Source organism: Gimesia alba (assembly GCF_007744675.1).
In the GTDB taxonomy this organism is placed as follows: domain Bacteria; phylum Planctomycetota; class Planctomycetia; order Planctomycetales; family Planctomycetaceae; genus Gimesia; species Gimesia alba.
This window is the reverse complement of sequence record NZ_CP036269.1, coordinates 6,840,494-6,852,935: the sequence shown is the minus strand read 5'-3', so window position 1 is coordinate 6,852,935 and position 12,442 is coordinate 6,840,494. Positions and strand designations below refer to the sequence as shown.

Annotated in this window: 9 protein-coding genes; 2 read left to right on the top strand and 7 right to left on the bottom strand. The window is 49.9% G+C overall.

The genetic code is table 11. From position 1 onward, the window contains the following. Positions 1 to 14: 14 nt before the first annotated feature. From Pan241w_RS25530 to Pan241w_RS25500, 7 genes are all read right to left on the bottom strand, one after another. Complete coding sequence (locus Pan241w_RS25530; RefSeq protein WP_145221466.1) at positions 15 to 2,336, bottom strand: DUF1592 domain-containing protein; 2,322 nt, start codon at positions 2,334 to 2,336, stop codon at positions 15 to 17. After that, complete coding sequence (locus Pan241w_RS25525; RefSeq protein WP_145221463.1) at positions 2,336 to 3,691, bottom strand: FecR family protein; 1,356 nt, start codon at positions 3,689 to 3,691, stop codon at positions 2,336 to 2,338. The genes Pan241w_RS25530 and Pan241w_RS25525 overlap by 1 nt, the downstream gene beginning before the upstream one ends. Beyond that, positions 3,691 to 4,227 carry a sigma-70 family RNA polymerase sigma factor gene (locus Pan241w_RS25520; RefSeq protein ID WP_145221460.1) on the bottom strand — a complete coding sequence of 179 codons (537 nt, stop codon included), beginning with the start codon at positions 4,225 to 4,227 and terminating at the stop codon, positions 3,691 to 3,693. The genes Pan241w_RS25525 and Pan241w_RS25520 overlap by 1 nt, the downstream gene beginning before the upstream one ends. 731 nt (positions 4,228 to 4,958) lie before the next feature. Next, positions 4,959 to 6,133, bottom strand: a protein-coding gene (locus Pan241w_RS25515; RefSeq protein WP_145221457.1) for an IS3 family transposase whose coding sequence is annotated in 2 segments (ribosomal slippage) — positions 4,959 to 5,869 and positions 5,869 to 6,133 — 1,176 coding nt in all. Because the reading frame shifts where the segments join, the coding sequence is not laid out codon by codon here. Positions 6,134 to 6,914: 781 nt separating this feature from the next. Then, positions 6,915 to 7,310, bottom strand: coding sequence for a hypothetical protein (locus Pan241w_RS25510; RefSeq protein ID WP_145221454.1), 396 nt, complete (start codon positions 7,308 to 7,310; stop codon positions 6,915 to 6,917). Beyond that, positions 7,307 to 7,750 (bottom strand): hypothetical protein, encoded by a 444-nt coding sequence (locus Pan241w_RS25505; RefSeq protein WP_145221451.1) that lies wholly within the window; start codon positions 7,748 to 7,750, stop codon positions 7,307 to 7,309. Before Pan241w_RS25505 ends, Pan241w_RS25510 begins: the two co-directional genes overlap by 4 nt. A 128-nt stretch (positions 7,751 to 7,878) precedes the next feature. Next, entirely contained in the window at positions 7,879 to 8,931 is a 1,053-nt protein-coding gene (locus Pan241w_RS25500; RefSeq protein WP_145221448.1) for a hypothetical protein, read from the bottom strand. 1,187 nt (positions 8,932 to 10,118) lie between these two features. On the opposite strand from Pan241w_RS25500, the gene istA reads away from it, so the two are divergent. Together istA and istB are read left to right on the top strand one after the other, a co-directional pair. After that, positions 10,119 to 11,747, top strand: coding sequence for an IS21 family transposase (gene istA, locus Pan241w_RS25495; protein ID WP_197999982.1), 1,629 nt, complete (start codon positions 10,119 to 10,121; stop codon positions 11,745 to 11,747). Next, a complete protein-coding gene (istB, locus tag Pan241w_RS25490; protein WP_145222569.1) occupies positions 11,731 to 12,441 on the top strand; it encodes an IS21-like element helper ATPase IstB in 711 nt (236 codons plus the stop codon). The genes istA and istB overlap by 17 nt, the downstream gene beginning before the upstream one ends. Position 12,442: the final 1 nt, after the last annotated feature.

Sequence of the window (12,442 nt, the reverse complement as noted above, 5' to 3'; positions counted from 1 at the left end):
GTGAGTCAATGTTTTCAATGTGATTGAAACGCCTCGCTCTGCACAATTCCCTCGATCAATGCCCGCAACGTACGGCCGTGTTGCTCAGCGTGCTTTACCGCTGCCTGAATGCTGCGCGTATCGCGCGATTCCAGCCGTCGCGCCAGAGCATAGGCGAACAGTTTTTCGGCCAGGGGCTGGACAAACCGTTCTTCCTGCTCGCATAACAGCTGCTTAAATTCCCGGAAGTCCTTGTATTTGCTCCCGTCTGGTAACTCCCCTGATGCATCGATTGGCGGTGCCCCTCCTCGAGCGGCCCAGTTCCTGATTTCGCCGTCCTGTGTATCTCTCCATTGACCGATCGCGTTAAAATTTTCCAGCGCCAGTCCGTAAGCGTCGATTTTCTGATGGCATTCGGCACAGCCGGGAATTTGTCGGTGCGCCGCCAGCCTGTCACGCACCGAGAGATTCTCACCCGGTGGATTGGGTTCGACTTCACCAACATCGAGAGGCGGGAGCGGCGGCCGATCATTTAATAACACATCCAGCAGATAGACCCCGCGATGCACGGGTTTGGTCCGATTCCCGTCACTGCCCCAGCGATGAAAACCGGCCATGCCCAGTAAACCGCCACGGGGTGAATCGGAGGGGAGTGCCACCTTGCGAAACGCGTTACCAGATACTCCATCAATCTGATAGAACCGAGCCAGCCGTTCGTTGAGTACTGTCCAGTCGCTGTCCAGAAAATGGGCGATGGAATGATTGCCACGCAGCATCTCACGAAAATATCCCAGCATTTCTGCTTGAAGATCGTCATCCAGCCGCGCATTTTCGGGACGCGCATAGACCGGATACAGTTCCACATCAGGAGCGAAACGATCGACCTCGTCCACTTTCAACCACTGGCAAGCAAAGTCAGTCGTCAGAGCATCCACCTTCACATCATCGAGCATCCGCCTCGTTTGTGAGAGCAGAATACGCGGTTCGCGCAGCGTTCCCGTTCGGGCCAACTCGAACAGTTTGTTGTCTGGCTGACTGCTCCACAGAAAATACGACAAGCGTTCTGCCAGTTCAAAATCGTTTAATCGTTCGCTGCCCTGATCAAGTTGATCTGCTATCAATAGAAAGTGGGGCGAACAGAACATTGTTATCAGACCCGTTTTCACTGCTTCCGTAAATGGTTCCCCCTCCTCTAATTCTTTCGTGACGACTTGGATGATCTCTTCGATCTCAGCATCATTCACAGGCCGACGATAGGCTTTTGGAAGTAATCGTCGAAAGATCTGCCTCGCATAGGCAACGTCATTTGTGCCGGCATCACCCGCGAAGAAAACGGTTTGATGACTTCGTGGCGGCCATGTTTCATACAAAGGGCCTTCAATTTCAATCCAGTCCAGAAACAGACGAGGCAGCTCGGCGGTGGATAATGTCGCCGGATTCGGTCTGCTGGTGGCGATGACACCTTCTGCACGCATCTGTGCGCGCAGTTGCGCGGCCCGACGTGGATTACCGGCGGCGAGTGCCTGTTCGACTGCGGCATTCATTTCCATGTGCAGCAGGTTCGCCTGACCGAAATTGGTCCCGTTCACAAAGATCACCACCAGTGAGTCCGCCCCCTCCGGATTGAGCGGCAGTGTGATTTCATATGTCTGCGGTGCATCAAGGGGCGCATCCACATAGGTTTCATGCAAGGTTTGACCCACTTCCGGGCGCCAGACCCTGAGTAAAGCACGTTCGTCACGCACCCCACGGTCTGCAGCCGCTCGAACGCGAATCGTATAGCGGCCGGAGATCGGGATCATCGGTTCCCGCTGGTTGCGCCGCAGTCCGCGTTTTGAACCGGCTGAGCCACTCATCAGTACCAAGCCGTTCTCTTTGAGTTCGGCCCACGGTCGTGTGGTGACTTCGTACGGATGAAGGGGAATGTCTTCAAACTCAAACCGAAGGCGTTCAGTGGGAACAGGCGGCTGCGTTAAATCGCTTGTGACGATAGCACGGTCTGCAATCTCAATCGCTGCCTGGAGATATTCATTCAACAACGCTCCGTCCAGCATTAATGCCGCGGCCCTTTTGTCGAAACCGTCAATGACAGGATCAGGGGGCAGAGCTTGGGTGGGATCATCATTTTCTTCGAACTTCAGGTGCAACAGGTCTCGGACCGTGTTGCGATACTCGGTCCGTGTCAGGCGGCGGACATTTGATTTGGGATGAGATATTTCAGCAGTTCTGTTTTTCGTTGCCTGAGAAGCGAGAACGGTTCGTTCTATTTGTGACTCGGATTCGCAGCCAAAGAGTGAACTGCAAAACAACGTACAAAGAAAAATCCGGGATACGAATGCGCGTTCGAATCGTTGCATTAGTTTTCCTCTTCGACAGTGAACTCTCCCGGGCCGTCATTGGTGATCCAGATTCGATCGATTACGAGACTGAGGTTGTTATCCTTTGATGTGAACAGCAGTTCGAATGGAAGTTCGCCAACGCCAAGGGGAGTTTCGCTCCAGTCAGACACCCGTCCAAAGGCGGAAAGCGGTATCTTAGCCGTGCGCCATTTCCCGGGTTGAAACGGCCACCACAAACGTTCGTCCTTAAAGCGGTAGGTGGCAACCGGAGGCTTGTCGGGAAGAAGTGCTCGCGCACTGATAAAAACCTGAAACCAATCCGGCTTGTCGAGTTTGTAAGTGAAATTCAGGTGCGTGTTGTCTTGAACGGAAAAGAGTCCTTCGCGCCAGGCCTTGGCAGTTGAAATGCCATAAACGACTCCGTCAGGCTCTTTGACCGCTTCAGCCCGAACAGCACCGCGCGGCGGCACTCCCTCGCGGATTGCCTCACCGGTGCCCCAATCAGCGGGTAATCCATTTTCAAAGTCGATATCGTACTTCAGTGAATTAGAAACCAGTTCTTTCACTGTCAGTTCGGCGGGTTCTTGCTTCACTTCACTTCTCATGCCGGATTTGAGATCCACCGCTTGCCCATCGCGGATCCGGGTCAACTTAACACATCCCTCAATTACGGCGACATCAGTCATATCAGATGTCGCTTCCATGGAAAATCTGGTGCCAAGTACATCAATCTGAGCCGTGGGTGTAATAAACTGCATCGATTTGTTCTGGGATTGCTCAGCCACACTTGCTCCCAGGAATCCTTCTTCAATCTCAACGCGTTTGCCGTTTCGGCCTCCCAGCTGCAAGCGACTGTCGCCAACCAGCATCAACTGAGAGCCATCCGGGTAGAGCAGCGTTGCAGTGGCGCGCTCGCCTCGCAGACGGATTTTCTGATTGGACTCTACAGCACGGCCGCTGGCGACTGTTTCCGATGATCCGTCAGTGTGAGTTAGTTCAACGTGTCCCTGTACCTGCTCGAACGTTGCTACCGGACCGGCAACACTCCTCGATAACCAGAGCCAGGTCATCCCAAACACGCAGACGATGACGGCCGTTAGCAAGAACGCAAAACGACTCCGGTTCTGTCGAGGCTGGACATCAGGGGCTGAAAATAGTCTGGTTTCTTCACACGCGACGGCTTCGTCCAGTTCAATCGACCGATGGTACGCGCGTGCCCAGTCGCGTAAAACGGACTCTTCAAACGCAAATCGCATGAATTCATCGGCAAATTCTGGTTCATTCCGAAGTCGAGCATCAAACTGATGTATCTCGGATGAAGAGAGCGTGTTGTGAAGATAGCCTTGCATTTGATTGAACTGTCCGGGGTCCATCAGGTCTCCCCCAACTTGAGGTGCCGTTCAACGCAGTCCCGTAACACTTGTCTCAGGCGATACAGCAACGACATCACACCTTGTTCGCTACGTCCGAATCGTTGCGACAAGACGGCTGTGCTGTTTTCTGTTGAATCGTCGTACCGGGCCGCCAGCAGTTGCCGACTTTCCGGAGGTAACTTTTCAATGCAGTGAAGCAATGCATCCCGGCGCGACTGGCTGGTCTGCCGGGAATCGATGCGACTTGCTGCTTCTGTCAATTGTTCTACGGTTGATGCATCAACGGGTAGCAGCCGCTTCGAGGTTCTGAAATGCTCCAGAACGCGTCGCCGGGCAATCTCTCTGGTCCAGGCTAGAAACTGCCCAGGGTCTTGAGGAATTTCTTTGGCTTCAATCACTGCTACAGAGACATTCTGAAGAATATCATCCACATCCGCGTGGCTCCGGACACACGCCAGGACATAAGCAAACAAGGCATCCCGTTGTTGCACTAGCATCGCCATCGCATGTGATTTTGAAGTTTCGTTTGCGGCCATTTGAGAATATCTCACTAAGTGGCAATCAAAAGACGTTTGTCAGACAATCCCTTCTGAAAGATCCAAGGATAAAGGACAGCAGGTCTCTGAATCTGGCGAACTATTTCAGAAAAAAACGAATTAAATCAGATTCAATAACAATGATACCTGGGAATATCTTCGCTGCACTCTTATTCCAGTCGTTAGATTGAAAGAGGGGCAGAAGAATTCAAGCCTTCAAGAAATGGGACTCTCTCGTTTTATGGTTGTAAGTAATTTTATCAGCGAGAGATAAGAGAATTTGTTCCGCGCAACAAAAAAGACAGACCAGCAAAAAAAGATTGCTGATCTGTCCATAGCACACCTCCGTGACTGATCAACACACGCTGACCAGATTTTCTACTTTCGCATCGATACTGACGCTTAAGGCGGCCTCTTTCGATTGCTATTTGAATCCATTGCGGAATCCGGTTCCCCAGTGACCATAGTGAATTCCACCGAACTCATGATGGTGACTGTGGTGGGTGTACGAACGGCTGTGAGAGTAGCTTTGAGACGTTGGATAGCAATAACAATCATTTTGGGTCGTGCTAGACTGAGTCATTTCGCGATTTGCTTTCTGATCGGTTTGCGAATTGATGTACTGTACCAGATTGTCATGCTTCGTCGGATCAAAGGTCTGCCAGGTTCCATTCTCGTCGACCAGCCATTGCCCTTCTGATCTGCCCCTACGGACGGTACCAGTTGTAATGTTACAATTTTAAGTTGTTATCAGTGTCCGTATTTGCCAGTTGGAGCGTAGCGGAAGCTGGCAAATACGGGGCAATTGTTTCCGGGGCCGGTGGCTGATAGCCCAGCGAACTATGCGGCCTGATCGTATTGTATTCTTTTCTCCATCGTTCGATCAACACCTTCGCCTCCAGCAAAGTATCAAACATTTCTCCATTCAGCAGTTGGTCCCGCAAGGTTCCATTGAATGATTCCACATATCCATTCTCCCACGGACTTCCCGGCTTAATAAACAGAGTCTTCACATCGACACGTTTTAGCCACTCCCGCACTTTCTTTGCCGTGAACTCGGCTCCGTTGTCACTGCGAATGTAAGCCGGGGTTCCACGCAGAATGAACAGGTCGCTAAGTCGCTCCAAAACGTCTTCACTGTTGAGTCTGCGAGCGACATCAATCGACAGACATTCTCGACTGTATTCATCCATGATCACCAGCATCCGAAAACTCCGGCCATCAGAAGTCCGGTCCTGCACGAAGTCATAGCTCCACACATGGTCTTTGTAACGAGGACGCAGTCGAACACAGGAACCATCATTCAACCACAGTCGCCTCCGTTTTGGCTGTTTCTTAGGCACTTTCAGTCCTTCACGTCTCCAGAGTCGTTCAATTCGTTTGTGATTCACTTTCCACCCTTCCAGACAAAGTATCCCCCAGACTGTCCGATAACCATAACGGCCATACTGTGTTGCCAGTTCAATCATTCGTTTTACCAGTCGAGGTTCGTCATCAGGTATATAAGGCTCCCTTCTCTGAGTAGAACGAGGTTGCCCCAACACGCGGCAGGCCCGGCGTTCTGAAACGATATCAGGCCCCAGGGTATTACGAACATAACTAACAGCCTGACGTCTCTTGACCGGGCTCAAAAGTTTCCCGAAGCGGCTTCTTTCAAGATTGCCTTATCCAGTTCCGCATCTGCCAGCAGCCGCTTTAAGCGTGCATTTTCCTTTTCCAGGTCTTTGAGTCGTTTGGCCTGGTCGGTACGGATTCCACCGTATTCCTTACGCCAGCGGTAGTAAGTCTGATCGGTGATTCCCAGTTGTTTGCAGACCAGGCCAATCGTCTTACCATGAGCCAGTTCGACTTCCGCTTCACGAAGGTTCTGAATAATCTGCTCAACAGTAAATCGTTTTCTCGGCATTTCTCACTCTCCCTAAACAAGGCCCAAAATCGAAATGTTACCACATTTCAGGTGGACGCGGTTAAGGGGGCTAGATCACCTGCGGATCAGTTAATTCGGAACGCACGAATCGGCCTTTATCAATGTGGTTGGTACCAGGAAGAAAAACTATTCAAATTTACGCCCAGGGATTTCAATTTGATCTTACTCTCACCGAAATCACGAAACGCTCTTGTTGAAAAATATCGAGATCTAGATGAATTTCGGGTATCAATCCCTCATAGCGACCGACTTGTGAATTTACCAAAAGCACCGTTTCTTGGTGAAACAAATTATTCTGGCATTCTCAAAATATTAGAGACGAATCAAAGGTTAATGACTAAGACAGAGCGGTGTCTTACTGATCAACTCGTCGACTACATAAAATTCAAGTTGAACCAATTATTACGGAAGCAGTCAGATAATTGATGATCTGAAGCTAGATTTCTCTAATCACTCATACCGAGGCATTTCGTTTAAATATCTTATTGTCAGTTCCGTAATACGGTGGTATTTCGGTTCGTTCGAAGAATTCCCGCGTTTTCCATAGCAGGCCTGATATTGTGCGTAAAACTAATGTGAATCGCCTATGCAAAAAACTAACTGACCTTCTGCCAAAAATCCAAAACTACCTGTCGTCCTGTGTCAGTTGACGGCTCTCCAAGAAGGTCCAGAAAAAAGAGCCCTAGTGGTAAGGCCATTCACTACGAACCGCCCCCGTCGCTGTACGGTGGCAGTAAAACGGTTCCAGCTTGTCAAGAAGTTAGTCCGTCAGAGCAAATTTTGACTTTTCAAAACATGCCATTTCCAGCCGCAACTTAATATTCTGAACTGCCTCCCGGTATTCATCCCTAAATTCCTCAGGGATTAACTCTTCATCCACGAACGACTGGGTGGTGATCATCATTGATTCTTTAAAAAACTCACGCGCTTCAACATGCATTCTGAAGAGACTTCCAACATAGAGACGAATCCCCTGAGAATTATGACAGACATCGAGAACCGCATTATAGTATGTGTTCCAATCCTTTGCTTGGGCAGCCTCAATAACATGATTTGAGTGAATACCAAGTTCATAAATCTTTGATGCAAGAACCGGCCCTGGTACTTTATTGTGAACATCCTCGAACCATCCTGCTTCAAGCTGTTCAATATTCATAGTAGCTTTCCTTTATCGATTATCGATTGCTGTTCCCTAATAGCGGTGAGTAGCTGCTGGGAAATCCTGTGCAGGCTGCGAAGACAGTTCGTGGCATTCTTAAATTGATCAGGATACTCGTCTCTGTACCGCCATTTCTTCTGATTGTGTTGGGGAAGCGGTTTCTGCAACACTTCATCAATGACGTTTCTTAATTTAGTGAGTTCCTGCACGAGATTTGTGCGAAGTTTGTGGCACACTTTTTCCTCAAGAAAAATCCCGCTCAATAAGTCCACGAACTTTTCGTGTATGTCGAACAACGTAGTCACAAAAACGTCTCGGCCTTTCTTATGAAGGCGAAACTCCAACTCGAAAACCTCACTGATTACAGCCGAAGATCGTTCGAGTTGAATTTCTGAAAAGTAGATGAAGAATTCATCCGATTTTCGAATTTGAGACACGAGCCACTCCATCTCATCCAGTATACGTTAGTCATCATCATGATAGCAAAATCGTATTTCGTTGGCTCTATGATTGCAATCGGGAGACGCCCCAAATTTGGCACTTTTCTAAAAAATCACATCACGCGTCATCGACGCCCCAACAGCCCAATCAAGTCCAACCGGCATTTTTCAACACATGTCGATAAGTCCTTCACAGCAAGGTTTAATTTTCGCTCGGCATCGTAAAGCAGATGCGCTGCCTCATTGAGGTCTTGAACCTCTATCGTGGTCGCTCCGTCCTCCTTGTGCTTATTGTAAATCGACACTGTCTCCTTCAAAACTCGTTCGAGGGACATTGTCACAGCGTCGAGCTCAAAATCGAGATGTTTGGTGTGATCGTGATAGTTTTCTTTTGTTAAGTCAATGATTAGTTCGGTCTTAAGATTCCAATCATAGACGGTTGCTGTCTTGATTCCTGTCTCTTTCGACGTTTTGATTTCGTCCGATAACGTACTTGCAACTCTCTTTAGGGACAGGATATCTGACTTAAGAACATTTTCCAACTCTTTCATACTGAAGAGCCACGCTGATTTTCCTGCCACAACCTGTGAGTCCTCGTCAAGGTCAGTAAGTCGCAGGATCGCACTGGCAATCCACGTACAGTAATCGCGCGTATCCGGTGTCAGGTCATTAACTGATTTGGACAACATTCGCCAGAGTTCTTTCAAGCACTCTGCTTCCGACAGTTTGTTGGCGTTCTCATCAATAATCTTGATATCGATTTTGTCGCTCTGGAATACTTCTCCAATCGTCGACTCGCACGACTCGGGAATGAGGCGTCTGAATCGATCCAAGCTCCCAAAAATAGACTTAAGCCACTTTGGTTCGACGTCCCCTTTCAGTCCATCGTTGAGGTTTTTGGCAATCTTCTGTAGTGCAGCGGGTGCCTTGTTTTCAACGCACTTCCACTGTAAGAGGATCACCAAGATCCTCGAAAGGTGGACAGATTTTCGCCGTTTGTTGTCGCCTTTTGTTGACTTGCCATCAACGACGTAATTCCAATCAGTCGCTTCTATACGTGACTTGTTAGATTTTCGAAAAATCTGACCAAAAAATTGGAATTTATTCTCTGAATCACACATTACTTTCCTGCTGAAATCTAAGGATTTCTCTGAAATCTCGATAATTCCGAAATCCATCAAGGATTAATCACACCCACCTCACATGGGTGAGAATCCTTAACTTTGACCGCTTTGATAAGAACCTCTCCGCAGCGAACCATTCAATGGTTCACATTTATTTTCTCTAGTGGGGAGAAGTCCGATGTTGATTGACGTTTTGGTTGACTTGCTGTTAGTGTCCACCCTTGTGTTCATGCTTACATACCCGGTGATCAGGGTCTACGTCGCTTACAAGAATGATCCATTGACGTAAGCGGACGCAATCGTGGGGAAGATTGCCAACGACTTGGCCTAGTGGAGAGCGGCAGCGAGGAAACAGTCGCTCTCCATCTCGTAAATGACTAGCGCCATTTTAATCATTAAGTGCCAGTGTACATTCATTTGTTCTTAACATCAACACACCATACCGTGCGAATTCATCATAGAGGCACAATCACACAGTGTCTGTGGATGGTGATTGGCATAATTTCTAACTTGAGTACTTCAACTGGTGTCAATAAGTTCCATGTCCTTTTGAGGCCATGTCAATTGTGGATGGTTGTAGCTGAAGCCCAGTTGGCGAATCGCGGATTCAATTCATTGCTTCCCTCAGCAACGAGCATCGACAATCTCAAGTTGACGAGACGTGTTGATTGTAAAGAAACCTTCGTTTGATTCGACACCAAAACGACCAGTTGAAACTGTCGGCATACTTCCAGTCCGGGTTACTTCAGAACACCGTTTCTCGGAACATTCCGAGCCGCACCGGAAAACGTTAAAAGGGTGGTTTAACGGATTGTTTGCTGAACAACGACTTTCGTTGACGAAATCCCCCTTTCAGAGGATGATCGCAACCTCTTCGGCCCATTCCAAGCCGGTCATGGATCATTCGGAGTCGTCACTGTTTTCCGGATGCTTTCGCGGAACGGTGAGGTCACGTCGGTGTGTCGAACCAAAACAGTCTACGATCATACGATATGGTGCTCAGTGACAGGCCCTCCCTGAGTGCAGGTCACATCAACTCCCACATCTTAGGCTCATGGTCTGGTTGCCAAAGAAATCGTAAAAAGATGCACTTCTCATTTTACTGAAGTACAGGCATGGAGATTGGCGTGTAAAGCGGACCCACTTTGGGGAAGCAATTGGCGCGTAAAATGGACCCATCGTAGCAAGTTCCTGATACTGGAGGCTTTTGAGCTTCAGTTTCGGGGTGAAGGATGCTTACGGTGGACGATTACGGACGTATACGGCGTGCTCATCGCGACGGGTTGAGCATCCGGGAAATCGCTCGGACATTTCATCATTCACGGCGAAAGATCCGCGAAGTATTACACGGTGAAGGGCAACCGCAACAATATTCGCAGCGCCAGACTCAGGCAGCCCCCCGACTGGGCCCCTTTCATGAGACCATCCGACAGATTCTCGCCGATGATGAATCGCAACCACCCAAGCAGCGGCACACGGCACAACGGATCTTTGAGCGACTGCGGGACGAGCACGGCTACCTCGGCGGTTACGATGCAGTTTGTCGATTCGTGCGGAAGCACCGAACCAATAAACGGGAAACATTCATTCCGCTTGATCACCAACCGGGCCAGCGGCTGGAAGCCGACTTCGGCAAGATTTATGTCGATTTTCCTGACGGGCGACGACAGGTTTCAGTGTTGATTCTGGTCTGGTCGTATTCCAACGCCCCCTTTGTGATCGCTCTGCCGACAGAACGCACCGAAGCGATTCTGGAAGGCATGGTGCAGGCGTTCGAGTATTTTGATCGTGTTCCCAAAGAAGTCTGGTGGGACAACCCGAAAACGGTGGCCGACGCGGTGCTCAGCGGGCGGAGTCGCAAGATCAACCAGTGTTATGCGGCCCTGGCAAGTCATTATGCCTTTGAACCACTGTTCTGCCTGCCGGCCAGCGGGAACGAAAAACCGGTCGTTGAGAATCGCGTGAAGACATTGCAGCGGAAGTGGTCGACTCCGGTTCCCAAGATGGAAGATTTCGAGGAACTCAACATCTATCTTCGGCAATGCTGCCTCCAGGAACAGCAGCGCCTCAGCAGTGGTAAGACAGAAACCATCGGCACACGATTCGAACAGGACAAACAAAACGCCGCCGGGTTGCCCAGACACCGCTTTGATCCGTGCATCCGCCGGGAAGTAAAGGTCAACAAGTATCAGTTCGCCCGGTTTGAGAACGTGGATTATAGCGTGCCGCGACAGTGTGCGTTTCAGACGGTGAGCGTCAAAGGTTACGTTGACCGTGTGGAAATTGTCTTTAAGGGAACTGTGGTGGCGACCCATCAGAGAGGCTATGAGAAAGGGTGTCAGATTCTTAACCCGTTGCATTACCTCGCAGCTTTGGGGCGGCGACCGGCTGCGTTAGATCACTCCAACGTCTACCGTCAGTGGAAGCTACCGCCGGTGTTCGACGAACTTCGTGAACGGCTGGAGAACCGGCATGGCTTACGGGCGGGAGCAAAACAATATGTACGAGTGCTACAACTGTTGTCGGCACATCCGGTCCAGCGCGTCCAGAAAACCATCGAACAGTTGCGTGGACCCGAGGGGGCGGATGCCGACCGGATCATTCGCCGGGTCGAACGCTGTACCGCGTATGCCCGTAATCAGTCTGAGTTCTCTCCGGCGACTCTGAGCAAAGAAGAATTGAGTCGTCCGGAGGTCTTGTCGGTACAGGTTCCCTGTCCGAGCCTGAACCATTTTGATTTGTTTCTTTCTACGTCAACACAAGGAGATCATCGTGCCCCCACAAACAATACAGAAGAAAAGCGATCCGAATCTACTGCTGCAGAGCAATCTCAAGCAGTTAAGGTTACCGGCCATGAATGCGGAGTTTGAGAAGTTGGCCCAGGAAGCGGCCAGCTCAAATCAGACATTCGAACAATATCTGCTGCAGTTGACTGAACTGGAAGTGGCGGCCCGCTCCACGAATGCGCTGACCAGCCGAATCAAACAGGCACAGTTCCCGGTTGAAAAAGGACTGGAAGATTACGACTTCGCGGCCATAAAATCAGTCAACAAACAGAAGGTGTTGGAGTTGGCCCGGGGTGAATGGGTCCGGCAGCATACCAATCTCTGCCTGCTTGGTCAGCCGGGAACGGGCAAAACCCACCTGGCGATTGCACTCGGCCTGGCCGCCTGCCGTGAGGGAATCCGAACGAAATTCTTCACCGCTGCAGCACTCGTCAATCAACTGGAAACCGCGCAACAGCAATACAATCTGGAGCGTCTGCTGAACAGGCTCGACAAGCTTGACCTGCTGATCGTCGATGAGTTGGGTTATCTGTCTTTCAGCCGTGCTGGTGCGGAACTATTGTTCCAGGTGTTTGCTGATCGTTATGAAAGACGAAGTCTGCTGATTACCAGCAATCTCGCCTTCAGCGACTGGGGCCAAATCTTCCAGGGCGAACGGATGACGGCAGCACTTTTGGATCGATTAACGCACCATTGTGAAATATTTGAGATGAATGGTGAAAGCTACCGGTTCAAAGAGTCGATGAAACAAAAGAAGCCACCTCGCAAAAAAGCCTGAG